The following is a 26,474-nucleotide window of genomic DNA, read 5'->3' as shown; positions in this document are numbered from 1 at the left end:
TGGCTTTCGGCCCATTGACTTGCAGTTCCGTAGGTAACCCGCGAACACGGTTGGTCGAGCGCTTGCGAAGAACTTCGCGCGATCCATGAGATTACCTTTTCAAGAGTGTGTGGCGGATTAGGAGGTGTAGCCGAAATCGGCAGACACGATTAAGAACGTTAGCAGATACAAAATCTACCGATAGTTGCCTTTTTACAATAGTGAGGAGCTGCCCCAGTCGCTAAGAAAGACTTACTGTTTGTGGGGATCAGCTCGATGCAGAGGAACGAAGAACTCGATCGATTGCGCGCAGTGGCGATTGCCATGGTCATGTTCAGACATTCGGACGCGCTAACCCTCCACCAGTTTCCAATCCTCGACCTCTTTATGCAGAACACGATGTTCAATCTCGGGGTGATCTTATTCTTCAGCATTTCGGGCTACGTGATCAGCGCCACCCTTATCCCCGAAATCGACACCGGCGAGGATATTCGCGCCACATTCCTGCGCTTCTGGATCAGGCGCATCACCAGAATTTCGCCAATGGCCGTATTGTGGGCCGGGATACCGCTAGCCTGTTGCGTATGGTTCAATTCATCTGGAGCATTCGGCTCAATCGAGAAGAATATTCCCGCTGCGGTCGCCAGCATATTCAACTACTTCAATTTCTACACCATCACGCCGCATGGCGATATATATGGGGTGTTTTGGTCGCTTTCGCTGGAAGAGCAGTTTTATCTTGCATTCCCCTTTCTCCTTGTTGCGGTAAAAACGTCGAGGTCGCGCCTGATCCTTCTTGCGACTATCTGGCCAATCCTCTTGGCTCTGCCATCCTGGCTTGGCGCCGTCATCCCACTTTTTCCGATAGGCCTAGGGGTGATGATCTACATTGCCGAGAAGGAAGCCTGGTTGCCCAAGCTTCGGATTGGAATGCCTTATGGGGTGGCACTCGCTTGTTTCCTGATAATTGCGCTTCCTCTCGCGCCGGCGTACGTCCCGAGAGTTGTCCACGAGTTCATTCCGGTTATGCCGATTGTCGCCGCAAGCCTGGTCTATCTTGCCATTCAACGCCAACAATACATCTTGCCGTTCTCTGCATGGAGGATTCCATTACGCTGGATCGGCACGCGGTCCTATGGACTGTATCTTATTCACTATCCTATCTTTCTTTTGGCCATCGAGATCGGCCAGCGATTCCCTCTTGCAAATACAACGACCTGGCGCAGCGTCATTGCCCTTCTGTTGACCGCCATCCTGGCCGAGATCTGTTTTCGATTTTTCGAAACACCCATCAGAAACTGGGGGCGCAGTCTTTCGGCTCAGGTAGCGAGTGAGAAAACGCCCACCACTTCCCCAGCTTCGTCAAAGGCAGCATGAGAGGAAGGGCATGATAAACGTTCTTGCGGTGGGGTCATAGCCGATATGGTTCTCGCGACTATGTAGGCGCGCCAGCACTAGAGCTTCGCCGCCTCATTAAAGAAGTCATCGATCTGCTGGGACGTGAATTGCATGGCAGCGAAGCCTTGCTGCATCATCGGCGAATCCTTCACAAAGGCGCCTGAATATTCATAGGCGATTTGCACCGATCGATCCTGCGTCTTTACCCAAGCATCAACTTGATCCAGTAAGCCGGCCGCAAGAAGCTGCAGTTTGAATTGGCGCGCAGATACGATTTCGACAGGTCTGGGCGCCGGATTGAGGAACGCGACAACGGCTGGGTCGTCGTCCGGCAACGCCTCTTCAGCGACCCCTGGACAGATTTCAATGAATACGCCGGAAATTGCACCATCATTATTTCGCTGCACGAACATTCGGATTCTCCTTCAGCCCAGCCGTCCTCGGGTGTCTACCCATCCAGCGACTGCAATCTTCAAAGTGACCGACGCATCGGAATTCAAAACTCGGTATCGGATTCGACCAGACGTGTCGGACAGGATTCTGAACTGCCCCGCAGGGTCAAACGTGCCGCCAGCGGCATTGATAGAGCCACCTATGGAAAGGAGAGGAGCGACCAGTTCACTAGGAACATCATCGTTTTGATTTGGCGATGAAAACAGCACGCTCGATCTAAAATTGTACGAGCTGCTGTTTTGGAGCGTGGCGTTGAAAATGATTTCGCTCTTGATAGCCGGTGTAGACAAATTCACAAGAACACCGGATGTCCCGGGGTTTACTTGCGAGACGGACAGCAAAGACGTCTTATAGAAAAAGTTATCGCCGTCCTGGTAAAACTGCCTGATAGAACCGGATGCTCTGACGAATGCTCCAATCCGCCTCTTTCTGTCGTAGCTGGCCGGCATCACCGGGGATGTAGGCGAAGTAGAGGTCAGCCCATCAACGACGTTCGTATCCGACCTTTGAATAAGCCAGACGTAGTACACTCCGTCCGCAATGCTTCCCGTATCAAGACTGCCGTTTCCCGAGCCTACTGCCCAAGCGACATTCGATGCCTTTGTCAGCGTTGCAGCAAGCGTCATCAAATTAGGAGCTGACACGCCCTCCTCCGCGCCAGTACCCGCGGCTATATCGATGCTGTTTGCAGTATCGCCGGCATTGTTGGAAAGCATAAGACCATAGATGAACCCGAATGTGCCAGTAGCAAGTCCAAGGGCCGATCGCGCACCAGCAGCCGTAGAGGCACCGGTTCCTCCCGCCACGATCGGACGTGGCGTGTTGGCGTCTGTAGCAAGGTCGGTGTTGATCCCGTTGACGACAGAACTTTGGATGAGCGTGTTGGGGGTGAATGTGCTGCCAGGCGGCAGCGAGTAGACCCCAGAGCCATTTCTTGGCATTCATGTCTCCATAGAAAAAGGCGCCCAAGAGAGCGTCTATTTGCAATTGAATTGATGCGGAGAACTGCTATATGTTCTCGCTATGTCCCAAGACCGCAAAAATCTGCTAATCGCCATTTGTTTCGTCATTTTCGCCGTGATCATGGGCGGTTTGACGTGGTTTCTGAGGTTCATGGGCCTCGAATTTGTACTTGGCGCTGTCTTCGGCGTTTCCCTGATGCTCGGATGCTTCGGCATCATTTCGCGCGATTTCCGCAACCTATCGTAACGCTTGCCGTCCTGCGCTCTGCACAACAGCATTGATGAGGTTCTGGACGGCAGGATTTGCCGTTGAGCCAGATTGCTGCGCACGGGCGACCAAAGCCTGCACAAGCTGATCGCGCGTCGTACCTGTCGCGACAGAGACGCGGCCCAGATCATTCGCGAACTTTGCGGCCAGATCTTCGCCGCGCTGTTCCAACAATGCATTCGCGACCTTCTTGGCGCTTCGGGCTGCAACACCCATTGCCGTGAGGTCGCCTGGGATCTCAGTCGGCTTACCGACATCGTCAAGGAAATTGCCGAACCGGTTTGCCATGGCCGTATCGGAGCCTGCGGTCACGCGATTGGCCGTCTGCCCGAAGGTTGTTTCGCGATCGATCGCATTGAGAGCCTGATCGGCATTGTCTTGCCCGAACAGCATCCCGAGCTTTTCCCGGTTCCAGTCACCTTCGCCGCGGACGATATTGCGCAACGCGGTCGTGTCGATCGCATTCGTGCCGGCGGCGCGGTCGATCTCGGCGCGGACGCCCTGCTGCAAGCGCGTCGGCACGCCAGACGGTCCGATCTGCTGCCCCTGAGGCAATGCGCCCTGCTGGAGCATGTCCTGGACTTCCTGAGGTCGGAGAGCCGTAGCCTGATTGTTCAGGACCGGACGGCCCTGCTGCAGCGCCTCACGCTGACGGGCAAGTTCGGCATAGGCGGCGTCGGCGTCCTTGATGCCAGGGACGGCCCGCGTCAGACCATCATCGACCATCTGGCGCGCTTCCGACAAGGCGCGGATCACCTTCGGATCAGTTTCGCCCGAGAGCATCCCATCGATCGCCTGCCGGGTTTCGAACATGACGCGCGGATCGCTCGAAAGCTGATCACTTCCGCTGACATTAAGCATCCCGCGCACCCGAGCCATTGCCGCTTGTGCCGGGCCTCGGAGTTGATTGACGTCCTGTGCGAGCGCGTCAGCAATCGGCTGCGTATCGAAGGGCTGCGCGTTGGCAAAGGCCTCGCGATAGAGCGGGAGAATTTGCTGCTGGCTTGCCTGTAGCGCCTGATCGACCTGTGACGGCACAACGGCCGGCCCCAATGACGAATCGAGATCAGTTGCGAGACGCGCATTAGCGCCGGATTGCCGATCGAGAAGCGTCTGAACGATCGCGTCACGCGTACCGGGGCGAGAGGCCGCGCCGCGGGCAACACCCATCCATTCGGGGGACACGTCGGCCAACGTGGCATCCGGACCAAGTCGCGCCAATTGCTCCTGATAGCCGCCAAGTTTCGTCGGGTCGGCGAGTTCCTGCCCAATATAGTTTCGGGCAGCACTGGAAAGGTCAGATATGGCGTCGGATGGCTGAGTGAAATACCGAACGCCTGCACCAATCGCTTTGCCTATCGCTGGTCCCGCGGCCCCGGCTAGGAAACCGACGCCTGTGCCCATAGCAGTTTGACGAGGATCGAGATCGGACCGAATAGCAGCGTCCGTACCGCCTATGCCCGCACCAACCGCGCCCGCCACTCCAGATCGTGCAAGGATCGGACCTGAGCCAATACCAAACGCGCCAGGCGCGGCCATCATCGCCGGCACGGTCCCGGCAACGCCACCGGCGACATTCAGGCCGGTATCGACATACGGATGCTCCTGATGAAACGCCTGATCTCTGCCGGACTGAATATCAAGTGCATGCTGGTACCGGTCGCTCCAATTCTGCTCGGGCAGCTTTTGATAGCTGTCGGGCAAAATCGGATCGAAGATCGGAGCCAGCGTAGCATTCGTAGCGGCGTCGATACGGTTCAGCATACCACCGACGATGGGAACGCCAGTCGCGACGGAGCGCACGGCGTTGTTTGCCGTCAAATCGCCCTGACCGGCCGCAGGCTGACCGCTGATCAGCCGTGCGATGCCCGTATCGGTATTTCCCGTTCCTTGCTGGGGCTGATCAAGCGTGAAGCCTTGCGGCGGCGCAGGGATAGCATTCGCCGTCTGCGGGGCATCGATGGTGAAACCGGCCGGCGGCGGTGGGATATTGGCCATCGATCAATTTCCGTTCGGGATGTGGTTTACGTTCGAATTAGGGTCGATTGTAGGCCCGGAGACCGGCACCCATGCACTGCCGTTCCACTTGATCTTTTCCCCATTTGGACCGGTCGCCGTTGGCATCGCAGAGGGCGCAGTAGTGGGCGCCGTCGTCGACGGTGGCGATGCGGTTGCCGGCCCGGTACCGCTTGCCGTCGTCTTGAGGGTGTTGACCTTCGAGAAGTCAATACCGTCCACGTCTGGGACGTCAGGAATGACGTTTTCGACGGTCAGACCGTGAGACTTGGCGATTTTCGTACCCTGCTGCGCATCGATGTCCCACGCCTTCTGGTATTCCTGCATCTTGAGCTCAGCGATTTTCGCCATCTGCGCACGGGCGTCCTGTCCCAGCTCGCCATTGCCGGTGAAGGCCTTGAGGATCTGGCCCTGCAGATATTCGGGCACCGACTGCGCATCCATGTTGAGCTGGAACGAACCGGTGGTGACTGCTCTGCCCGGGTTCAGGATCTTGGCGAAGTCGTCGACGATGGCCTTGTCGGCGGCCGGTGTGTTGTCCTGGATATGCTGGGTAAAGGAATTCCACGTCGGAACGGCAGCCGAATATTCCTTATAGGAGGGCCGAGCCATCATGCTTGAGGCAAATTCGTTTTCGTCCTTCGCCGATGGCGTAGCGGCTTCTGCGGCACGCGTTGCCATCGTCTCGCGATATTTCTTCGGATCGACACCTGGAGGGGGCACAGATGCGTTTCCGGCTTGCTGAGGAGCCTGCTCAGAACCCGCAGGCAAAAGCTGTCCATTCGGGCCAATAGTGCCCTTGACGCCGTCGACAGGGTTCCAAAGCAGTTTCGTCGGATAGCCGGTCTGCGGGTCAACCGGGCCCTCGACGATGCTGTCCGTCTTCATGGCGGCCGCCGGAGCGGCCATCTGCTGCCCCGTGATCTTGTTCACAGCGATGATGGAGCCATCCGGACGCGTCACGATATCCAGTTGGGCGGAAGGATCGCCCATCTTCTGATAGACACCCGTGCGCTTGTTGAAGATGCCAATCGGATTGCCATTTGCATCCTTCTGAAGCTCACTGTCTGGGGTCTGTCCCTGGTCGATCAGCTGCTTGGCGCCGGTCCAGGTATCGACGAGATAGGTAGCACCGGTATTCGGATTCTGGACGATCTGGGTGTGAGGCTGCATCTGCGTTTGCAGTACGGAGCCGGCGAGCGCCCGAGCCTGCGGAGAGGCGTACGGATTCATCATCGCCGCCAGGAGGCCCTGCGCACGCGGATTGTTGGCAATCGCGTTCGATGCTCCATTCGTAGCGTTCATCATGGCCTGTGCGATTTGGGCTCGCGGAGCGCTCTGATCCGGCGTAGGCGAGGCAGCCTGTGGGGTCAAAGCTGCAGGAGCCGGTATCTGAGGCTGGGCTGCAGCTTGCGAAACTGCACCCGCATTCGGGCCAAGGGAAGCCGTCTGCATAGGATCTACGGGCGCTTGCTGGTTGATAGCGTCTGCCGCCGGCGGTATTGCCTGAGGCTGCCTATATGCCGTCGTCACCATGGGGTCGACATACCCCGGCGTCGGCTGCGGACCGAGCATTGCCTGCATCTGATCTGGCGTTACGGTTGCCATGTTGTCGGGCTGCGCGGTCGGCGATGGGGGAGGAACAGCCGGTCCCGATTGCGGCACGGATGCCAGACCCGCAGACGGATCGAGGCTCGCGACCTGTGTCTGAGACGGCGGTGCAACGGGCGTCGGAGCACCTACCTGCGCGAATTGAGGCAGAAGTGCCCGAGCGGTGGCGAGTCGATTGGCAGCATTGGCATTACCGGGCACGTTGTAGCCCTTGAATGCCCATGCGTTGTTCATCAGGTGCTGGGCTTCGTCGACACTCTTGGCGTTGTTCAAAGCAGTGATGAGCGCCGGATTTTCTTGTAGGAAGAATTGCGCCTGCTGTTGCGGCGTGCCGTTTCCGCCGCCGGAAAACCTTTGCATCGCAGCTAGGCGCGGCCCATTCCAAGACATGATGCCGCCGGCGTTATTGACACCATCATTCCATGAACCGGCCGCATTACTAGGAGAGAAACCGCTCTCGGCCTTTCCTGTGGAGGCTACGGCAGCGAGCGCATAGGGATTGCTGATGCCAGCAATTTTGCCATTCGGGCCATCATAGCCGTTTTTCACGGTATCCATGAAACCAGAATAGATTTGGTTGCTGTCCAGGCCGGAGAGATCAGCAACATGGCCGGTTGCGCCGGGATTTCTCGCGGCCATCTCGCTCTGCGCGCCAGAAGATGCAGGGACGCCTTTGCCGCCGCCGAAAAGGCTTCCGAACAAGCCCGGAGACTGGGCCGGTGGGGTATATGGCTGTCCGGTGATCGCCGACATGATCTGAGTGTTGGCGTCCTGTTCCTGCTGGAACTGGCGTCGAGCTGCGAGACCGCCCATAAGGGCCTCTGACAGACGCGCCACTCCCTGCCATGGCGATTGGATCGGCGAAGACTGCATGCCTTGCTGCAACATTGCCGCAGCCAACCGGCGGCGCATATCGACGGCAGAGGAGCTTTCAGTTTCACCGGCGCTAGGATTGAAAATGAACGACATTATGCAGCCCTCGCATAATCGACCATGAGGAAGCCGCCCGGGCCTACGCGAACGGCATCCGGCACCATCTCGGCAACTTCATCAGCCATGAAGCCGGCGGACGGTTCACCCCAGATGTAATCGAACGCATAGAGCTTCAGACCATTGGTCATTGTCCCGATCTGCCGGATATTCGTCTTGAGACGCCTGTCGGACATCGCCCACCCGCCCAAAAGCGACGAACCAAGACCAAATAGGCCGCCCATTGCGGCGTTGGACTGCTGAAGCTGGGCGTTATACCCGGCCATCTGGTTCTGGTAGCCTTGGTTGACGATGCCGGCATAATCCGTAGTCGGAATAGTGCTCGTCGATGTGCTCGACGCATAGTTCGGCTGGGTGACCTGCGATCCGCTCAAGAGTGCCGAAATCTCATTGATGGGCTGGTTGCGCTGCGCCAGGATTGCCGACTGCGCCCGGTCATACATGTCGCCGAGATACTGGTCGTTCGCCGCCTGCTTGTTGTTGGTGAAATCGCGATAGGCGTTTGAATAGGCTTCGGAGCCGATCGAGATACCCTTGTCGGCCAAGCTCTGGTCAAGGTTCGCCTGATTGCGGTCCCACGTGTTGTTGAAACCACCCATCCAGTGGGTATTGGTGTAGTTGTCTAGATTTTGAGCGCTGAGATCGACCGGCTGATTGAGATAGTCGATCATCTTCGCAGATTGCTGATTGGCGAGCGTGCCAAGGTTTAGCTGCGCGGGCTGCGTTTGATCGAGGATTTTTTGCTGTTCGGGAGAGAGCGTCTGAGTGGCTGTGTAGGTCGGGACGTAATAGCCTTTTGTGGCTGTCCAGCCATCCGGCGTGTAGGCTACATCCTTGGTGCTCGCGGCCGTCGCGCCGGTATTCGTATAGATCGGCTGGCCGTTCTTGTCATAACGCACGACGCTGCTCTGCGTGCCCGGGGAGCCTGGCGTGGTGACGCTGTGCGTTGGCAGCGACGAATGATATTGTCCGCTGCCATCCACGTAATATTGCTGCCCGTTCGGATCGGCGATGAAGTTCTGCCCGGTCTGCGAATAAGTCAGGTTGCCGTAGGGCGTGACCTGATTGACATTGTTCATCGCAGCATTGGCTTGCGCGGTCGCCAGATTGGTCGACGTCTGCGCCGATGCGGTTGCCTGCGGATCAGGCGCTTTGGGCGGTGATGGGGTGCTGACCAATGGGAAAATCCTCTTTCATAATTCCGTAGAGCAAGCCATCACAGTCGCCGAAATAGGCTCTCTGGCGCCCTTCCAGGCGCCCTCCGAGGCGTTCAAGGCATTTCTGGGCATTCACGTTGTCAGCGCGCGTCCTAAAGGTGGCACGGCGGCAGCCGAGATTATCCACGACATAGGAGAAGGCCGATTTGATCAGCGAACGCGATAGCCGGTCAGCCGCGAGCGACACCTCCACGTCATATTCCGTCCAGACATTGAAGACGTAGCCGGCAATGATCTTGCCACCCCGAACCTCTGCAATCGCCGTGTATGGGGGCCGGAACTCGACGCCTATCCTCTGCCCGACCCATGCGGCGACGTCCTGCCTCGGTTCCGAGACGATCAAACCGGCTGCCCCTTCTGGTATAGGACTGTCCCGCCGATGACGCCCGCTTCCGAAATAGAGGTGGAATCGCCGGAAATCACCGCACGAATAACCGGGGCGAGAGATACGCCTGTTGCCGTCGCCGTGGCATATTGTTTGCCGAGCGTCGTCCCCGCAAAATAAGAGGCATCCCAGAGGGACACATCCCATTTGGCGGCCTTCGTCGTTGGCAGTAGGTTCGACAGCGCAGCCGGAATGGTAACCGAATAATCAGCGGAGACGCCGAGATAGAACGTCGTCTGCGCCCCTTCTTGGAGGTTCGCGCCGATCATGGTCGGATATTTTGGAGAAATGCCGTCTCCGAATGTCTGCCATGCGCCGACCATCAAGCAGTCAATGGGATTGCCGGAATCTGAAGATCCAACTTCAGCCTCGCAGACGTTGCCGTCCGCCCTGCCGAAGAATAGCCGATCCTGCCATGTGCCCCAGCATGTCGAGGCCAGACCATAGAACCGGCACCATGCGCCCGTTTCCGTGTTCATGACATACTGATATGGGCCAGCAGTCTCAGGAAGATTGACGATGGCCATTCTGCGCCGCGCAAAGCCGGTCAATTGCCACTCGTCCGATATCGTTCCCTGATCCGAGACCGTCTGCAGCCAGGTCGGCGCTATGCCGGCGGTAACCGCCCCGAGGTCGGTCGCGCCGCGATCAAGGGAAACGGCCTTGGTGATCGGGATAATACCATCCGTCGTCATGATTGCGAGATCAGCGCCGACGTTCAGGAAGCACCTGTCATAGCCGAGCGGGTGACCAACCTTGAACGTGCCCATCAGAGAGAAGCCGCTCGCCGTCGTCGGGTCCGATCCCTGATAGACGAGGATTTCCCCTTCCGAAGACATCAATACGAGGCATTGCTGAATGCCGGTCTGCAAAGGGATCGTCCAAACGCCCATCCCGACCAGGACACCACCGTATTTCATGCTGCCGCCGACCGGGAACGCCGTTGCGGCGCCGCTCACGGCATCAGTCGCTAGATACCAGATCTTCGTCGTGCTCTTCTCGATGAACCAAAGCCTGGACCGATAGGCCACGACCACGGACAGATTATTGGCCGTCAATCCTGTGCCGGTGATCGCCGTCGTTGACCACGTGCTTCCGTCATAGAGCAGCGGCGTATCGAGGCCGTTTACGAGCCGAAGGAAAGATCCGCCGACATTGGTGTATTGCTGGACAGACCATCGGGCGCCGGTCTGTCCTGTCACGACCGACGACGCAACGCCACCCGACGTTATGTCAAATATTTTCGTCCCGGCCGCCGCAAACAACTTATTGGATGCGCCGGAATACGGAATAATCGTCTGGACCGTGGCACCAAGGCCGGATGCGAAAATATTCGATCCATAGCGCGCTCTCACGCGGTTCGATTCCGGGAAAAAATTATCCAGTTGATAGGCGGCGTTTTTCGGCATGTCGCCCAAAGTAACGTCCGTGCGCCACCCACCGGTGGGAGCAAGCCACGGCGCAGAAAGTGCCGTGCGCGCAGTAAGAGCCTGGCGACGAGCTCTCATGGCGTCACCGTGATGATGCCGGGCCAATAATTATCCGGGATTTCTCCGCGGTTCGGCATGGACAGGGTTTTAGCCGCCGCAGAACGATCAGAACCGATGTCGTTTTCCTTGGCGCGCTCGAATTTGTCGAGCGACGAGCCGAAATCAAGCCCCTTTGCATCTTTCCAGCGCCAGATCAGTGAGAGGCGCACGAGCCGTTCGGGAAACAGCGTCGTATCGAGGTCAGATGCAAATGTCGTGCTGGTGCCGCCGGCATTGAGCTTCACCCAATTCAACGAGATATATTCGAAGCTGATCGTCTCCCCGACCGTGTTCGGATAGATGTCGAGGTCACCTTGCAGGATGCGCCAGATTTGCGGGACTGGATTGGAGTTGATCACCGTGTTTCGCTGCCACGTCTGGGCATCGACGGGGCCATTGAGCTGCCACAGGCGCGAATTATTCCAGATGACCGAATTATCGGCGAATTTCTGCCAATCTGTCGGCAGTGCATTCGGTTCCGGATAAGCACCGGTCGTCGTGAACTGCCGCAGAATATGCAGGTTGGACCAATCATAGTCACGGGCCAGATCGTCGCCGGCTTCCTGCGCCAAATACAGCAATTGCGTCACTGTCGGATCAGGATTGCCGATGACGAGGCCTGGCACGTTGATCGAGAGGGTCGCGCACGCCTGCTGTACGATGGTCAAGAGAGACATGCGCGGATCTCGGTCTTAGAGTTCAAGATTGGTTTCGCGAGCCGACTTCGGCGGCCGGCCTGGACCGCGACGTTCGCCGCGTTCGCTTTCTTCCAGGCGATCGGAGAGTGCCTTCACCTGCTCGCGGAGTAGATCGAGGTCAGTCTTGAGGCGCTCGTTTTCAGCAGCAAGAGCGGAGGCTACAGAGCCGTCTTTCGCGCTCGCCAGGAATGCCTGTGCAGCAGCGACGATTTCATGCGCACCCATTCCGATATTTTGTTTCATCGTGTCGGAGAGCGCCGCCATCTGCTCGACGGTGTAGATGTTGATCGCCTCGAATTCCCTGATCTGGCTCGGCTTCAGGAGCGGCCATTGCGCCAGCGGCGTACCGACGATCTGCTCACGTTCGCCAAGGCCACGTTTGAAGCGCGCATAGGGCTCATGAAAGCGTTCCTTGTCGGTGTCGGTTGCCTCGCGAAAAACTTCGGTGTTCTTGTCGCCGGCGATGACGATGCGAACGAATTCGCGATCCTCGAAGATGGGCCGGCCGGCTTCCTTGGATTTGAAGGACTGCTCCACGGGCTCAAGGGTGAATGCTGCATAAATTCCGGTTGATTCGGACATGGTTGCTCTCGCTGTTGATGGCGGGGAAAGGAAAAGGGGCTCCGAAGAGCCCCATGATTATTGCTGTGGTGCCGGATCGGGTTCCGATGGCACAGGTTCAGGAGCCGGAGCTTCTTGCTGCGGTGCATCGGGATCGACGGCGGCTGGTTCCGATGCGGGCTGAGGTTCTTCGGCCGCTTCCGGCTTCGTCTCCTCAACAACAGCATCCGGTGCCGGAGGGTCGATGGTCTCGGCAATGAGGTGCAAAAGCTCCTCGATCACCGGCGGGACGTCGCGGCCGAGTGAACGGGCTTCCGCGACGGCTGATTTCAGTGCTTGGACGACGCCCATTGAATTTTACTCCTCAGTTCGTCTTCGCGATGTACGGCCACATCAACCGGGCTTCGAGAACGCCGGTTACCGTCATGGTGATTGCCGTACCGTTGGCCGTGGCGTTGTTGTTCAGCGTGATCGATTGAACAACTCCATTCGGACCGTAGGTGATACCGGTGACCGTGGTGGACGCCGGAATGCCGGTACCGGCGATAGATGCGCCGATGAACGGTCCGGACGCCGAGGACGCGCCCGACAGGAGGGTCAGGACGTTGGAACCGTTGACCGTCGTAGCCGTGAACGTGATGTTCGCGGTCTGGAACGAAACAGGGGTGATCTGCTTCGTGCCAACGGTGGCCGACGCCGGGACGTTCCCCTGACCAGCGGTTGTCGTGGTCTCGGCAATGACGAGTGCCGCCGTGGTGGTTGCGCTGACGAGAGCTGGTGCCTGGCCGGCACGCTGCACCCACAGGTAATAGGTGCCAGCGGCAAGCGTGATGGTGCCAACAGGACCGCCTGTGATGGTCGGTGGCTGCATGGCACCAGCAAAGACACCAACGCCATAGCCGACAACAGCCGTAGCCGTGGTCAGCAGGTTGGCGTTATAGTCCTTGTCCCATTGCAGCCACATGCCGGGCTGCAAGGTCGTCTGCGAGGCAAGCACGAGCTTGCAATAGACCCATTCCGCTTCGGCATCGCCCCATGCGAGGGAGCCGAGCGTGAAATTCGGGCCGGGAATGCCAGAGCCGGAAACGAAGGGGCCGTCCACCTGGAACGGGTTCGCGCCGAAACGCTCTGTCTGAGTACGAGCGACAGCCATTTGATTGATCCTTTCTGGCTTAGGCGAACAGGACGCCCTGGAGGAAGGCGTTGTTCATCGTCATGTTGCCGGCCCAGCCCCAGAGACGGACGAGAGCGTCCTGATTGGGGTTCATGCGATCGTCACCAATCGGGCTCATGTCGCGGTCACGATGCGGTCGGTAGAACAGGTACTTGGTGTTGAGCATGAACATCTGGTTGGACGGTGCACCACCGCCGAAACCACCGTCGAACACCACGTCGGAGCCCATGTATTGGAGGGAGTTGAAGCCTGCCATACCCTTGTCCGAGGACGTGATGCGCTGGATCGCCTGCAACGATTCCCAGTAGAGCCGGAAATAATTGTTGTCCGCGATGATGAGATCCGGCTGATCCGGTCCGCGCGAGCAGCTCAGATAGAGCCGGTTCATGTAGGACTGGATATTGTTGGACGCTACAGCGGCGCCGCCGTCCGACGTGCCGGAGAACTTCTGATTACGCCAGAAAGCCCATGTGGCGCGGTTGATGCCGCCAATGGTGCCAGACGTCGGAGACGTGGAGATCAGAAGATTGAGGCCGCCGATCTGGCGCCCACCATCGGCCGTGCCATCGGAATAGCAGTCGAGCGCGATGTTGTTCTTAAGCGTGATTTCAGCGTTCTCGATACGGCCTTCCAGCAGGTCGAGCACCGCATCCTCGCCGGAATTCTGGAGCTGTTCCAGACCGGAGATCGAGACGGCAACAGCGGCCTGCTTGTAGTCGTATTCTGCCGCCGTGATGACGTCAGAGGGCTGGACGTTCAGGAGGTCGTAGCCGGAATAGCGCTTGAACGTGCTGTTTTCCTGGTACTGCAGTTCCTGAACGATGGTGCGGCCGCCGGAAACGGGCTTCTTGCGGCCGCGGCTGTTGAGACGGGACAAAAGCCCGTTGTTCTTCGTTACGTCGTCAGCGATGACACCGCTGCGGTTACGCAGGGTGGTCGTGACGATTTCCGAAAGGTTCGGAGAAATTGCCATGTGGATTTACCCTATGATCAGACGCGACCGCCCTGGGCTGCCATAGCCTCTTTGAGCGTGTCGCGAAGTGAGGATGACTTTCCGACGCCGGCGTTTGCACTGGGGCCAGGGGCGGAAGAGCCGGTGATGGATTTGGAGGCCTTGCGGGCTTGATCTGCCGCAGCGGCGCGCCTTGCTTGCTCGTCCTGAGCGGGTGCCGGCGCAGCCTGATTGATGAGCTGCTGGCGAATGTCAGGACGCATCCAACATGCGGCGTCGTAAGCTTCCTTGAGGTCCTTGGCGCGGCCCGTGCTGATTAGGGACGCCATATCATCAATGAGAACTTCGGCATGCACGTTGGCGGGATCGGAAAGGAAAGCGTTGAGCTGAGTTTCAACGTCTCGTTTCCGCAAAACTTGGTTGACCGTCTCCTCGACGTTGACGCGCGGCTGCTGCGGCTGCATCTGCTGGGGCGCCGGCTGCTGTCGAGGAGCATTCTGAAGATGAGCGGCCAACTGCAAAAGATCGACGCCGCCGAGGCGCGCGACATGCAGAACCGTGTTGACCGGATCGCGCTGCAACGACGCTTCCCAGTCGAGCGCGCGCTTCATCGAAGCTGCGAATGTCGTGCCGGCCGCTTTCACATACGGCGAGAACTCTTCGAGCCCCTTGTAATCTTGCAGGACCTTGAAACCGTTATCGACCTCCTGCTCGCGATTGCTGATCGCGGCTTTTACATGGTCGGGAAGCGTATCGAATGATGCCTTGGCCTCTGCCGACCAGCCAGGAGGGGCTTTGTGCGCCGGCTGCGCCACAGGCTGGGCAACTGGCTGCGTCGCAGCGGTTGCTTCAGGCTGGGGCGCCTGCCCAGTGGTTTGCTGCTGTACGGGCTGCTGAGTAGCGGCGCCCGTCGTCTTCTGCTCGACGGGCTTGGCGGCAAATCGGCCAGCCTCGTCGCGGGCCCGGTTATCGGCCGGTTGCGTAGGTTCGGTCGATTCCGGCGCCATCGCGGCCTTGAGGCTGTCGCGAATGCTGATCGGAGGAGAATCGGCAACGATTGTGTCTTCGCCACCGTCCACGACGGCACCGTTATTCAGGTCTGACATGTGAGATTTTCCTTTTTCGGGGATTGATGCCCGTTCAGGCGGAATGCTGCTGATATGCTTCTTTCAAAGCCTTACGGATGCCCTTGCGATCCGACTTCGGCTTTTCGATCGGCTGCGGCTTCTCGTTGCCGATCTCTTCGGCACCAGCGGCGCGATAATCACGGCGCATGGTGGATTTGCTCGTGTACATCTTGCCGTTGAGCATCGACTGGATTTCGATCGTGTCACTGACGAAATGCGGCGCCGGCAGATCGGATGCTGCGAGATTGCGCTCCGGCAGACAATTGTGGGGCCAGCGGTCGAGTTCGTGCCAGCCACCGCAGACGCGGCAAAAACGCTGCTTCATTGCATCATCCTCGGCTGTTGCGGCTGCGCCGCCGCCTGCTGCATCTTCTGCTGATGCTGCATCACGTTCAGCGCTGCCTCGCCGCGCATTCTTTCCATGCCCATGCGATGCTCTGCCTCGGCCTGGGCGACACCTAACTGAGCCTTTTGCTGCTCGGCTTGTGCCTTCACCTGCGTCGTTTGCAGTTTGATCTGCTCGCCCGGCGATGGTTGCGGCGGCGGTTTCGGAGCGGTCGCCTGCTGGCTTAGCTGGCCAATCGCCTGCTCAAGAGATGTTTCGAGCTGGCGGCCAGCCCGGAAACCGCGCGACACCCACAACATGACCTCGCCCATCACAGGGATAAGCATGGGCTGCTGCTGCGCGATTGGTCCAGCCTGCTCAATGAATTGACCAATGACCTGCGCAAACTCCATGCGGCGCTGCTTTTCGGCGTCCTCGTCGGGCTCGATAGTGGAGTCCGTCTCGATGTCGATACGAAAGCCGCGCATGCTTTCATTGCGGAGCAACTGAACAACCTCGTCGATCGTCGGCTGTTGCATCATCTGTGCGAGCTGCGGAGGCGGTTGCGGCGCTTGAGGAGCGGGCTGGCCCATTTGTTGCGCGCGTGCCGCCATCTGCTGCGCCTGCTGCATCTGGAATTGAGCCATCTGTTTCTGCTGCATCGTCGGCAACTGAATGCCGCTCATGACCATCAGCGTTTCCGGTTGGAACTGATTGCAGATGATCTCACCGGCAATGCGAACGATGTCTCGGGCAAAGCGGGCAAGCTCGCTCTGACGGTCGCGGATGCGGATCGATCCCCACTGGCTCTTGATGCGCTGCGCCGTGGCCGTTTCCGATGCCTGCGTATCGCCGCGCACGATGTCCGAAATACCGGTGATCTGATAGACATCGTCTATCAACTGCTTGCGGTTCTCAATGCAGGCTGTGATGACCTTCTGCACCTCGTCGATCGGCAGCGTGACGATAGCGTTGGAACCGCCCTTGTCCGTGAATGCAGCCCATTCGGGAATCGGCACCATCACAGTGTCGTTTTCGGGCCGCATCGCCTTTTCGATCGCCGGCGAAACCGAACCGTCACCCGAGGGATAGAAAATCTTGAGACGCAACTGATCGGAGAGCTTATTGATGCGCTTCGTCAGGATGTCGATTTCTTCGCACTGGCCCTGATAATAGACGTAGTCAGGAACAGGGATCAGCGAGCCCGTTGAGATCGTACCGTAAGCCGGACGTGGGCAAGGCCAAAAACCTTCGAGATCGAGCGGCGGCTCCGAAACCTCAAGCGCGGTCGGCGAACCCTCAGCAATCCAAACGGTGTAATTTTCCGTCTTGCACCAGATCTCCCAGACGTAGGTTTTGCCCTCGTTCTGAGCGCGGTCGGTGTCGTTCTTGCCCTGATCGGAGCCAATCCCAAGGCTGGCGATCTGAATGACGGCCTGCTCGCCGAACCGCTCCTTCAACTCGCCATCGGTCATCGGCACGCGACGGGCGACCCACGTCACATCTTTCCAGCGCCTGGCCGGCGAATGCAGGAAATCCGACCAATGCACATAGTCGATGCAGACGCGCTCGTCTGTGATCTGCTCAAGCGGCGGCCCACCATTGTCGCCCATGCCGCCGCCGAGAAAGCCAGAGTTGGCCGGTTCGGATGGTTCAACGCCCAAATCGAGCGGCGAGATATCAGCTTCATAGCGCAGCCATGCTGTCCCACGGCCACACAACAGGAAATCGTCGCGAGACTCGCGCATCGTGGAATCGATGTCCGCAGCCTCCATCAGGTAGGAGAGATTGCGCTCGACCATCTCAGAGGCAGAACGCGCCACCGGATCTGAATCCTTGAACCGACGCTCGACGGCCGGCTGAGGCACCCTGGCATAGACGGCCGGCTGAAGAACCGAGATATTTGCCCACAGCATTGGGAAATTACGCTTGGCCTGTGTGCCGCTGTCGTTCTGCTGCTGGAGATAGATTTTTTCGATCTTCTCGCAGCGGTCACGCCATTTCTGGAAATAGCGCTTGGCTCGCTCGATCTCCTGCTGCCAATGCGCGCCGACCTTGACGAGGTCATAGCTCTGCGCGTCCTGCTGATCTTCCGTCGCTTCGTATGCCATCAAACTCTCTCGCTACGGGACGGGGTGGATTCCAGAAGGTCGTTGAAGGTCATGGTTCTCAATGTTTTCGGCGGCTGTGGCCGATCATCTTTTGGTCTGACGTAAGGACGCGACATGCAGCCGTAACGAGCTTCGTCGGCGACGTGATCTTCCGCATCGGTGTCCAAATCCTCAGGGCGGTCCGGATCGTGCTGCAACAGCGGTACGGTTCGAATGAAATCCTTGCAGGTCGAGAAGACGAACATGCCAGGACGCTCTCCATCACCCTTTAGACGTGCTCGCATCTGATCCCAGCCGCCCATCGCACCACGCTGCGAGACGCGAGCATTGTCAGCCGGTTTGAAATAAGCTTTGTAAGCGGTAGCCCGCGCCATGCGCTCCGCAATGGATGGTCCGCCGTCTTCGGAGAAAGCCGCAGGATCAAGGACGCCGTAAGCGATGCGATCCCTACCGTCGCGCTCCACGATACCTCGCCCAACCTCTTCGGCCGTCAGCTTCAATCCGACGTTGGCCTCACCGGCCTTGCAGCCATACCACTCGCGATAACGGACGATTGCACCGCGTGGGATAATGCCGTTTTCGGTCTGATGGTCATCAGAGGCAATTGCCCACCAGCCGACAGAGAACGGCCGAGCAGAGCCCCAATCCATCGACCGAAAACGCGTCCAGTCAGACGGAATCGCAAACGGCCGAATGATATGCTTCGACGTATCCCAGCAATCGAAGAATGCGCCCTCGATCGCGTTCCAGTCACCGGAGAGCCATGCTTTCACGAGCTGATCGGAGCCGACCAGATAGAGGTTGTTCACATAGTCCGGGTCGTTCTGCATCAGCAGCTTGTTGTCTTCGATCCGGCTCGGGATGAAGACAAACCGGTGCTGCTTGCCATTCGGCAACATCCTGACCAGCGGCGTCATTCCCATCGGCGCGGAGTCGATATACCGCTGTTTTATCCAGTGCTGGCCAGCGCCACCCGGATTACCGGTCAGGAGCAATTGCGTCGGAACACCTCTTGCCGAACGCAGGACCGCGAACAGCCGATCGATAGGCTTGGAGTCGGGATAAAGGCCGGCCTCTTCCACGCAAGCATCGCTGACGTTCTGGCCCTGATATTTGTCGGCGTCCTGGACTCGTTCCAGAGGTCGAAAGCGGAGACGACCACCACCAGGGAATACCCACGTCTTTTTCTGGTCATTCCAGCCAGCGCCGATCTTTCCGTAAATCTCCTTGCTGCGCTCGATCGCGTCATCAAGCATCGGCAGCTCACGCCGGCAAAACAACGCATTGAAGGCAGACCCATACATCGCAGCCTTGATGGCATACTTGCCCAGCACACCATCCGTCTTGCCGCCGCCTCGGGCTCCTCCGAAGAAGATTTCACGGAACGGACAATCAACGAGTGCCTTCTGTGGACCTTCCTGCGGTGCCCAGACGACTCTACGTGTCAGATCCACCATGCTCTTTGAGCCATTGCTCCTCGGTCACAGGCTTAGCGCTTACAACGAAAGCAAGGGCGCCGGTCAGATCGACGTCGAGCTTATCGCCATAGACCTTCGGCCGCAGCTTTGCGGCCACCCATTTGCGGGCATCGATCTGTAGGCGACGGTGCTCAATCATATCGGCCTTGGTCATCTCGATTACTTTGCCATCGGCATCGATCTTGGTTTTTTCGCCGGTCACCGGTGTGTTGGCGATGTCAAGAATCTCGTCAAAGAGGGCATCGGCCTGAGCTTCGCGAGCGCGTGCGTACTGGTCTCTAAAGGTGTCGTGAGCAGCCAACCATCGAAAGACAGTGGCCTTCGCCGGCATGTCTTCATCGCCGCAAATCGTACGGAGGCTTTTCCCTTCTGACAGTTGCTCGCAGATCGCGTCGGCAATTGCCTGAGTGAAGTCTGATGGTCTGCCTGTCATGTTCCTGCCTTCTGATCGGCTGGGTGGAAATTGCATTGATTGTCGTGGCGGCCAAGATAGCGCTTCACTTGTCTGCCAATGCATTTTTGCGATATAATTAGCGATCGGACCCTATGGCTGTAAGGGGTATCGACATGATCAATTATGTCAGATTAGGAATAAAGATTAGCGAGGACCGTCTTACGACATTTTCGCAGAGTCTAGAGGCGGTTGCCAGATCGCGCGAGCTTCTAAGTCGAACTGAAATGCACTTGCGGCAATCAAACAAGTTGTTAGGCCGAGAACCGCGACCACCACAGCGGAAAGGTGATCACGCTAATGCTGCTCCCTAATCCCAAGTCATACGCGAGGCGTTCCGTCTGGGTGGCGAGTAACAGCCACATTAGCCCACATGGCATTGGAGCGATGATTACGGATCACGAACGTCTTGTCAGGACCATCGGGGAGCAGCTCGGCTAATGCTTGCCCATACGCTGCTGCGGCTTCGCGAAGTTTTGCCATCGCGGCGATCTGCTCCTCACTGGGCTTCAGGTACTCGTAAGTTGACGGATGCATCAGTCTCTCCAAAGAAAAAACCGCCCCAGTTACGGAGCGGACTGTGCTGAACTCTATTCAATCTCTTGCGTTTTAAAGCGCGAAGACCGCTTTCATTGCCGGAGGAATGAGATGAGCTTCGTGCAATTGACCCTGATTGGACAAGCTGCGATGCCTGTTTTCGTAAACCCAAACCAGGTCGTATCGCTGGTAGCGCTTCCTGACCGTACGCAGATAGTGACGACTGCAACTGGCAACCATGGCGCCGCGGTTGTCTACGATGTGACAGAGCTGGCGGCGGAGGTCGTACGTCTCCTGACGACCAATCCTTCTGTCGCCTCATCAGGGCGAGCTTAGGACAAAAACCGCAGACTGGTTGCTGTGGCGGGTTGTGTGGACGGGCGCACCATAATCGGCCCCGAAGGGTGGCAGCCTACCTGGGCTTTCGTCTGCCGTTTAACCGACTAGCGTAGCGTTCTTTCGCAGGTTTTCACCACGCTCGGCTGCGATCCGCCGCCCGTATTCTTGTCCTCTTGCGAGGAATTGGTAACTCAATTAGCCGGAGCGGCAGCCGAAGGTCTATTCCATATCGTCTGCAACCCAAAGGCGCTGGTAGTTCCATTTGCTTCTTTAACTTTTCCGCGCTGAATGCTTTCCACTTCGGCGCATCGTTGTAGTATTTCCACTAAGCGGTTCACCGCATGCTCATCCGCCTTTGGCTGGATAATGGGATAGAGTTGCTGACCTATCACAGTGACGGAAACACATGGGACTCTGATAACAGCGTTCGGCTTGCCTCGAGCGACAATTCCATCATCGCCGAAAGAAAAAATCGCCACACCGGTTTCGCTAGTTGTTCTTGAGCAGAACGTGTCAGCATCTACTTGACCTATCAAACCGGAAAGGCGAGCGACCTTCATTTTTTCAAATAGCTCGCCACTTATTTCTTCGTCCACAGCTACATAGCCTCGGTCGAAAACACGGGCCAGTACGGTCTCACAAGCTTCTGCGGTGGGCTTATCCAGAACGGATAGGAACTGCAATGTTCGGAGGGAAAACGAACTTGGCTTTCGAATTTCTCCGGCGAGCACTCTGGCCCAAGTTTGCCGCAACTCTTCGGAGTTTGCTTTTTCGGCATATTCCTCAAAGACATTCATCCAATCGTCTGAGGGGCCTGGGCTTTCGCTTGGAGCCGGCTCGTCAGCAAGTTGCTCTAACGCCTTCTCAGCAACAGCTTCTCGATTTCCCTGTTTACGATGGAGGTCAGAGATGTATCGGGAGAGGGCACGGTCCAACAATTGTGGATCGGCCACCGCGGCGTCGGCCGATGCCTTCGCTACAGCCTTCATTATCGTGCTCCTGGCCGTGGTATCGTCCTTGATGCGTTGCGCACGTGCGTCGAGCCATGCCGCGGGAATGTCTGTCGCGCCAGCAACCAATCGACTAATTGCCTTACCGGCTGGCCCCGCCAATATTTGAGGCAAGCCGCCTTCCGACAAAGACTTGACGACATCAACCCAACTTGTGGGCAGTTTTGCTGTATATTCCTCAGACATGATCGAATCCCCATTCGAGGGAAACAGATCATTTTTTTCGCGGTTAAGTCGAGTCTTTTACTCAGGCGATTACCATTGCTCACGGATTATCTGCCGCGCCCGGTAACCGGTGTTCGAATTCTCGATCGAGAAGGGTCGATTGCGGCTCTACCGTTCAGTCCGCTCCAGGAGCTGCCGACGGCGTTCGTTGCGCCAGTGGGCGTGAGCAAGAACGTCGGCTCTTACCTGCGCCTTCTGGCCGGTCACCTCGTCATCGCGCCAGTCCGTCGCGCAATTCTTCGAAGCTACCGTTATTGACGTGTCTTCTACGGCGATTTGCGTCACCTCGTCAAAGGTCACTGTCAACCGGACGCGGTGTTTTTGGTTGAGAGCGTCCGCAATCCGTTGACAATCAAACTGAATGCGGCGCTCAAAAGTTCTTCGCGATATGTCGATTTTCCGCAAATAGCGGTCGAGGTAGATGCCCTTGCGGGTTTTTATGAACGCGTATTCGTAAACGCGCTTGCGCTGTTCTTCGTTCAGGTAGGTATTCACCCAATCCCAAACCTCGTACATGCGGCTGATCGCACCGGCCGAGGGGATGCGCGGTGCTTTGGCCTCCTGGTAGCCGTACGCTTCCATCATGTCCCGAACTACGTCCGACATCGCACCGGATGCCAAACGCGGCCCCAGGTCGCCCGGCGAGGCGCGCAGCGTATATGCCGCCTCGATGATCTGGGCTCGCACCTGTTCGTAAGTCCATTCGGCGAATGCTATCGTCATGCCGCTTCTTCCCCTTGATATGGCCAGAGGCCGAGTTGCTGACGGAGCGCCACAAGGATCTCATCGCTCATGGGCATTCCGTATTTCATGGACCGGGCCCCGCGGCGGATGGCACCGAAGTCGATCGAATTGAAGTCTGACACCAGCGACGGCCGGCGCACGAGATCCGGGTTGGCGATGAGAAGACGCGACACAGCTTTCAGGACATCGGCATAGAGTTCGCCGGCGTTGCGCGAATTGCCGGTGATGAGCATCAGGACTAGGCGAAGGTGCTCCTCGCCGTGCCTGCGCCCGATTTCGCGGATGGTAGGCTTGCAGAAGCATTGTCGAGCTTTTCGGCTGGTCGAACTGTGAAGTTGCCAATCAAGCAGCGACACGCCGCACTCGCGCGCAATCTTGTGGATGTTACAATGATAACTCTTTGCCTCTGACATCTTTGCATCATCCAGTTTGCTAGACCGGCGTAGATGTCAGCGGATCCAAGGCTGGCGATAGCGCACTCGGAATCGGTTTTCCGTAGAAATCATCAAGGACGACCATGTTGCAGTAGTAGGCGCCCACATAAGTCTCGGCACGCAAATGTACGCCGATCCCCTCCCATCGAAAAACCAGAGAGATGAAGGGGGATTGATCATTTCGGCCCCATTGTTCAAGCAATGCCAAATTTTTATCCCGCAAGAACTGTGTCGCATCCTGTATGTCGTCGCGCAGCGAACGAAGCGTTTTCAGCATCCACTCTGCCCTGCGTCCACGCCCAATGATTTCTTTGGCGGTGTCGTTGTCTCCATCGATGGGCTGCCAAGTTGGCAACGGCATCCTAATGTCGGCGCAAACGTCAAGTATTGAGAGCAAGGTCGAATGGGGTCGGAAGTTGCGAGATATAAACGTGAGACCGTCGACCACCCCCAATAAAACATCTGAAAAAATTATCTGACCTCGATCTCTCGCGCCGGTATCTTCCTTGATAAAAATCCGGCCGTCGTGCCGCGATAGTTCACCACGTAAGAAGGCTGCGAAGCCATCGGCGTTGCCGTCCAAATGCTCCCTAGTGAATTGCACAGCCTTCGCGACCGGCATCAATGCATCGATAAACTGCTCCAGGCCATCGATCCGCGGCTCGAAGTTTCGCCACATGTGCTGGTAAAAACGGCAGCGCTGTTCAATCTTGTAACGTCGATCAGCTATCCGATAATTTTCACCAAAATGGCGAGCAGCACAGTCATGCCCAATAAATCTAACCGTCTGCTCATCTGGAAACCAAGCCATCCTCCCCTTCGAAAACTTTGGCGTAGTGGGCGAGCAAATCGGGCATGGCACCAATCTATTTCCTAGCCGCTTGGCTGGCGGGACCTGCAGCTCCCCTGATAGCAAGACGACATTTTCCAAGGCGTCCGGTTTGTTCGTGGAGACGTTTTCGTATGTTTCTGGCGATCCGGTCTCATCCATGTGCCTGTGCCAGCCCTGGATGTATTCCTCTGAGGGTCGTTCATTAAAAATCGGATAGACCACTAAAGCACTTCCATCCATCAAGTCGCTCCTTGAGCCGCCGACGAGAGTTGCGTTGTTGCATTAATTACCACAGAACATTATCGGAACAAATGTTATGGTTGTGTATTGCGAACTAACTTGGTTGTGCTTTATTCACCCCGCGCTGCTTTCTCGGCAAGGTAGGTGGCCGGATCGATACGCTTGACCTCCGAAGCCGCACCGAACGTGCCGAGCCGATGATCGCGATATGCGCGATTGCCTGTAGGATCGAACTTCACAGCAGCGATATCCCGGACCCAGCCCACCGCCTTATGGGCATTGCGTTGCATCTGCTTTTCCTGCTTCGCAGCGCGTTTCTTTTCCTTCTTGCTCTTCTTCGAAGTCCGGTCCGGCTTGCCCCAGAGCACTTTCTTGTTGCTGCGGCGGCGATCGGGAATGTCAGCGGATTGCGTGTCGAGACGGTCTAGCGCCTTCCATGCCGCTGCGTTCGTTTCAAATGGTCCCTCTAGGAGCTTACCGCGCGCGTCGGTGATTTCGTATTGACCTTCATCGTTTCGCGTGACGTTGAGGATTTTGGTCACATGCGGACCCTCCATGTGCGGAGCGACAGCCGAAGCTTGAGCCAGTAGATTTCGAGAATGATCATTGCGCTGCCCTCCTCGGAACAAAGCACCCGATCGCCTGTTGTGAATTCGGAGGAGAAATGCCATGCCCAGGCAATGGTGGGATAAAACCCTGATGTTGGAAACGAAACATCTCGGCAGAGCAGTCACGATCAACAGTACCGAACGAGCTGCGGAATTCCTGCTGTACGAATGGCCGAAGGAGAAGACCGGCCAAGCCTATGACGCGGCAAAGCAAGCGCTTATTGATGCCCTGGAGGGGACAATCACAACCGAGGCAGCGCGAAACGCCATGATTGCGGCTGCGCGAGAAGACGGCGTGTTCGTGTACGGGGAATGAGATCACCATCAGGCCACCCCCTTCGCGGCACTGATCTTGGATTGGCGACGACGCCTGCTAAATTCCTGCATGCCATGGGAGGGCGGCGGAAACGGCGGATGGTCCGCGCAGGTCGCGGGCTTGGCGTACCGCTGAATGAAATCCGGCCAAGCGCGACCGTGTGATTTGCTTTCCTCCGAAAGGGGCTCGTTGATGGCACGCGGGACCATATGACAGAGGCGGAACCGAACGGTCTCTCTGAACGGCTCCGGCCACAGGTCAGCCGGATCTTGATCCTTCCGGATAGCAGCAACCAGATTGTCGAAGGTTGGCATGTTCGCGACTAGGTCTCTCAGAAGCAGGGCGGAAGCTCTGCTTTCCTTCGATCGGCCATCAATGCGACCGCGAGGATTATTGCAGGCAAGCGCGATGTCCCAGTTCAAGAGACGCTTGAAGAGGAGATCGTACACGATGACGGCGTCAGCCTTGTTCATGCGACCCTCCTTTTGAGATGCACGAGTTCGCCCGCCTTCGGAGTGGGAGGCCACGGAGTCTCGGCCGCAATCTTCCGGATGATCACCGGCATGACATCTAGGACGTTCGGGGGAAGCATAGACGGGTCTCGGATGAAAGGAGGTAGCGGACTCATGCGGCGCTCCTTGCCTGAGTTAGAATTCCCTCAAGATCGTATGGGCTAAAATTGCCGCCGAGGAGGTTCCGAAGGCAGATGTCGATCTGATCCGCCGGAACTCCCTTGCCTAGAAGGAAAGCTTTCCCTTCGGCCGATGATGTTGGGATGGGATACGGCGTGAACATCGTCTCACGCGTATACGTACCCTCTGTAGTGTCTTCTTCATCCAAAGCAGAATCTAAATCTCTGTTCTCTGCTCTCTGCTTCTCTGCTCTCTGTATAGGGGAAGCCTTCGGGTAAGCCTTACCGGTAGCCTTCGGAAAGGCCTGATGGACAGCGTCCTTGAAGCCTTTGCCTAAGCCTTCCGCGTAGGCTACAGATCTTTGAATTATAAGCTCTTTCAGTCCGCACTCGGGCAACATTTCGGCGGCGCTCGCCCAAGCCTTCACGACGTTGGGAGACTCCGGTTTATTGTATTTCAGGAAGTTCGGCAGGGCGATTAAGTTGGCTTTCGGATCGTAATCCGCCATGCCTTTGTCGATGATATCCTGCAAGGCTTGCCGAAAGGCTTCCCGAAAGGCTTCGCCGCCCATTGCCAACTCGGCAGCAAGGCCTTCGGGCGTGGCGCGAACTGCACCGAGCGAGGTCATCATTGGATGGGTGAGCAGATTGAACCAAGCAAGTTTGCCCTCAAGCGACAGAGACATGAACCTGGCGTCATTCCAGACGTGGACATCAATTTTCCGGTAGTGGCTCATCCGAACGCTCTCCTGCAGACGCGAAAGGATTTCGCTAACGTGCAGGTCTGTGCAGCCTGGACGCGCGTCAGACCGAAGCGTTGTTTGAGAACGGGAATGACGACGCCGGATTCGTCGCCTTTGCGATCGGCGAGCC

28 protein-coding genes are annotated in these 26,474 nt (G+C 57.5%); 3 read left to right on the top strand and 25 right to left on the bottom strand.

Translation table 11 applies throughout. The features are described from left to right. The first annotated feature begins 255 nt into the window (after positions 1–255). Positions 256–1,356 carry an acyltransferase family protein gene (locus tag QDY28_RS05615; RefSeq protein WP_331380683.1) on the top strand — a complete coding sequence of 367 codons (1,101 nt, stop codon included), beginning with the start codon at positions 256–258 and terminating at the stop codon, positions 1,354–1,356. Positions 1,357–1,433: 77 nt separating this feature from the next. Here QDY28_RS05615 and QDY28_RS05610 read toward each other — a convergent pair whose 3' ends face one another. From QDY28_RS05610 to QDY28_RS05525, 18 genes are all read right to left on the bottom strand, one after another. Beyond that, complete coding sequence (locus QDY28_RS05610; protein ID WP_331380681.1) at positions 1,434–1,790, bottom strand: hypothetical protein; 357 nt, start codon at positions 1,788–1,790, stop codon at positions 1,434–1,436. A 12-nt stretch (positions 1,791–1,802) separates the two neighbouring features. Further along, positions 1,803–2,771, bottom strand: coding sequence for a hypothetical protein (locus QDY28_RS05605; protein ID WP_331380679.1), 969 nt, complete (start codon positions 2,769–2,771; stop codon positions 1,803–1,805). Positions 2,772–3,030: 259 nt separating this feature from the next. Next, positions 3,031–5,058: a hypothetical protein gene (locus tag QDY28_RS05600; protein ID WP_331380677.1), complete on the bottom strand. Its 2,028-nt coding sequence runs from the start codon at positions 5,056–5,058 to the stop codon at positions 3,031–3,033. A gap of 3 nt (positions 5,059–5,061) precedes the next feature. After that, on the bottom strand, positions 5,062–7,656 hold the full coding sequence (locus tag QDY28_RS05595) for a hypothetical protein (protein WP_331380675.1): 2,595 nt from the start codon (positions 7,654–7,656) through the stop codon (positions 5,062–5,064). Further along, positions 7,656–8,855 (bottom strand): tail fiber domain-containing protein, encoded by a 1,200-nt coding sequence (locus QDY28_RS05590; protein WP_331380673.1) that lies wholly within the window; start codon positions 8,853–8,855, stop codon positions 7,656–7,658. Before QDY28_RS05590 ends, QDY28_RS05595 begins: the two co-directional genes overlap by 1 nt. After that, complete coding sequence (locus QDY28_RS05585; protein WP_331380671.1) at positions 8,821–9,237, bottom strand: GNAT family N-acetyltransferase; 417 nt, start codon at positions 9,235–9,237, stop codon at positions 8,821–8,823. Before QDY28_RS05585 ends, QDY28_RS05590 begins: the two co-directional genes overlap by 35 nt. Continuing rightward, positions 9,234–10,787 carry a hypothetical protein gene (locus QDY28_RS05580; protein ID WP_331380670.1) on the bottom strand — a complete coding sequence of 518 codons (1,554 nt, stop codon included), beginning with the start codon at positions 10,785–10,787 and terminating at the stop codon, positions 9,234–9,236. The genes QDY28_RS05585 and QDY28_RS05580 overlap by 4 nt, the downstream gene beginning before the upstream one ends. Further along, on the bottom strand, positions 10,784–11,485 hold the full coding sequence (locus QDY28_RS05575; protein ID WP_331380669.1) for a hypothetical protein: 702 nt from the start codon (positions 11,483–11,485) through the stop codon (positions 10,784–10,786). Before QDY28_RS05575 ends, QDY28_RS05580 begins: the two co-directional genes overlap by 4 nt. Before the next feature lie 15 nt (positions 11,486–11,500). Continuing rightward, positions 11,501–12,088 (bottom strand): hypothetical protein, encoded by a 588-nt coding sequence (locus QDY28_RS05570; RefSeq protein WP_331380667.1) that lies wholly within the window; start codon positions 12,086–12,088, stop codon positions 11,501–11,503. A 57-nt stretch (positions 12,089–12,145) separates the two neighbouring features. Further along, positions 12,146–12,418, bottom strand: a complete 273-nt coding sequence (locus QDY28_RS05565; RefSeq protein WP_331380666.1) for a hypothetical protein — start codon at positions 12,416–12,418, stop codon at positions 12,146–12,148. A gap of 13 nt (positions 12,419–12,431) precedes the next feature. Beyond that, on the bottom strand, positions 12,432–13,220 hold the full coding sequence (locus QDY28_RS05560; RefSeq protein ID WP_331380665.1) for a hypothetical protein: 789 nt from the start codon (positions 13,218–13,220) through the stop codon (positions 12,432–12,434). Between the two features lie 19 nt (positions 13,221–13,239). Further along, positions 13,240–14,214: a phage major capsid protein gene (locus tag QDY28_RS05555; protein WP_331380664.1), complete on the bottom strand. Its 975-nt coding sequence runs from the start codon at positions 14,212–14,214 to the stop codon at positions 13,240–13,242. Between the two features lie 17 nt (positions 14,215–14,231). Continuing rightward, a complete protein-coding gene (locus tag QDY28_RS05550; RefSeq protein ID WP_331380663.1) occupies positions 14,232–15,299 on the bottom strand; it encodes a hypothetical protein in 1,068 nt (355 codons plus the stop codon). A 34-nt stretch (positions 15,300–15,333) separates the two neighbouring features. Beyond that, positions 15,334–15,645, bottom strand: coding sequence for a hypothetical protein (locus tag QDY28_RS05545; protein ID WP_331380662.1), 312 nt, complete (start codon positions 15,643–15,645; stop codon positions 15,334–15,336). Next, a complete protein-coding gene (locus tag QDY28_RS05540; RefSeq protein WP_331380661.1) occupies positions 15,642–17,756 on the bottom strand; it encodes a hypothetical protein in 2,115 nt (704 codons plus the stop codon). The genes QDY28_RS05545 and QDY28_RS05540 overlap by 4 nt, the downstream gene beginning before the upstream one ends. Next, positions 17,756–19,213 carry a terminase gene (locus QDY28_RS05535; RefSeq protein ID WP_331380660.1) on the bottom strand — a complete coding sequence of 486 codons (1,458 nt, stop codon included), beginning with the start codon at positions 19,211–19,213 and terminating at the stop codon, positions 17,756–17,758. The genes QDY28_RS05540 and QDY28_RS05535 overlap by 1 nt, the downstream gene beginning before the upstream one ends. Further along, positions 19,194–19,667 carry a terminase small subunit protein gene (locus QDY28_RS05530; protein WP_331380659.1) on the bottom strand — a complete coding sequence of 158 codons (474 nt, stop codon included), beginning with the start codon at positions 19,665–19,667 and terminating at the stop codon, positions 19,194–19,196. Before QDY28_RS05530 ends, QDY28_RS05535 begins: the two co-directional genes overlap by 20 nt. A gap of 339 nt (positions 19,668–20,006) precedes the next feature. Continuing rightward, the gene (locus QDY28_RS05525) at positions 20,007–20,222 is read right to left on the bottom strand and encodes an Acb2/Tad1 domain-containing protein (RefSeq protein WP_331380658.1); all 216 of its coding nucleotides are present in this window, start codon (positions 20,220–20,222) and stop codon (positions 20,007–20,009) included. Positions 20,223–20,372: 150 nt separating this feature from the next. On the opposite strand from QDY28_RS05525, the gene QDY28_RS05520 reads away from it, so the two are divergent. Continuing rightward, complete coding sequence (locus QDY28_RS05520) at positions 20,373–20,558, top strand: hypothetical protein (RefSeq protein ID WP_331380657.1); 186 nt, start codon at positions 20,373–20,375, stop codon at positions 20,556–20,558. Positions 20,559–20,752: 194 nt separating this feature from the next. Here the strand turns inward: QDY28_RS05520 and QDY28_RS05515 are convergent, their stop codons facing one another. The 5 genes from QDY28_RS05515 to QDY28_RS05495 form a co-directional block, all read right to left on the bottom strand. After that, positions 20,753–21,757: a DUF2806 domain-containing protein gene (locus tag QDY28_RS05515; RefSeq protein WP_331380656.1), complete on the bottom strand. Its 1,005-nt coding sequence runs from the start codon at positions 21,755–21,757 to the stop codon at positions 20,753–20,755. 147 nt (positions 21,758–21,904) lie between these two features. Next, the gene (locus QDY28_RS05510) at positions 21,905–22,519 is read right to left on the bottom strand and encodes a DUF6362 family protein (protein WP_331380655.1); all 615 of its coding nucleotides are present in this window, start codon (positions 22,517–22,519) and stop codon (positions 21,905–21,907) included. Then, positions 22,516–22,953, bottom strand: a complete 438-nt coding sequence (locus QDY28_RS05505; protein ID WP_331380654.1) for a hypothetical protein — start codon at positions 22,951–22,953, stop codon at positions 22,516–22,518. The genes QDY28_RS05510 and QDY28_RS05505 overlap by 4 nt, the downstream gene beginning before the upstream one ends. Before the next feature lie 19 nt (positions 22,954–22,972). Next, positions 22,973–24,046, bottom strand: a complete 1,074-nt coding sequence (locus tag QDY28_RS05500; protein ID WP_331380653.1) for a hypothetical protein — start codon at positions 24,044–24,046, stop codon at positions 22,973–22,975. Between the two features lie 110 nt (positions 24,047–24,156). Beyond that, positions 24,157–24,588, bottom strand: coding sequence for a hypothetical protein (locus QDY28_RS05495; RefSeq protein WP_331380652.1), 432 nt, complete (start codon positions 24,586–24,588; stop codon positions 24,157–24,159). Positions 24,589–24,715: 127 nt separating this feature from the next. On the opposite strand from QDY28_RS05495, the gene QDY28_RS05490 reads away from it, so the two are divergent. Further along, a complete protein-coding gene (locus tag QDY28_RS05490) occupies positions 24,716–24,970 on the top strand; it encodes a DUF982 domain-containing protein (protein ID WP_331380651.1) in 255 nt (84 codons plus the stop codon). 8 nt (positions 24,971–24,978) lie between these two features. Here the strand turns inward: QDY28_RS05490 and QDY28_RS05485 are convergent, their stop codons facing one another. Beyond that, positions 24,979–25,443, bottom strand: a complete 465-nt coding sequence (locus tag QDY28_RS05485) for a hypothetical protein (protein ID WP_331380650.1) — start codon at positions 25,441–25,443, stop codon at positions 24,979–24,981. A 151-nt stretch (positions 25,444–25,594) separates the two neighbouring features. Next, complete coding sequence (locus QDY28_RS05480) at positions 25,595–26,338, bottom strand: hypothetical protein (protein ID WP_331380649.1); 744 nt, start codon at positions 26,336–26,338, stop codon at positions 25,595–25,597. Positions 26,339–26,474 lie beyond the last annotated feature (136 nt).

Source organism: Rhizobium sp. BR 362 (assembly GCF_036528765.1).
GTDB lineage: Bacteria > Pseudomonadota > Alphaproteobacteria > Rhizobiales > Rhizobiaceae > Rhizobium.
The sequence above is the reverse complement of the archived record's forward strand: the minus strand, read 5'-3'. Positions and strand labels throughout refer to the sequence as shown.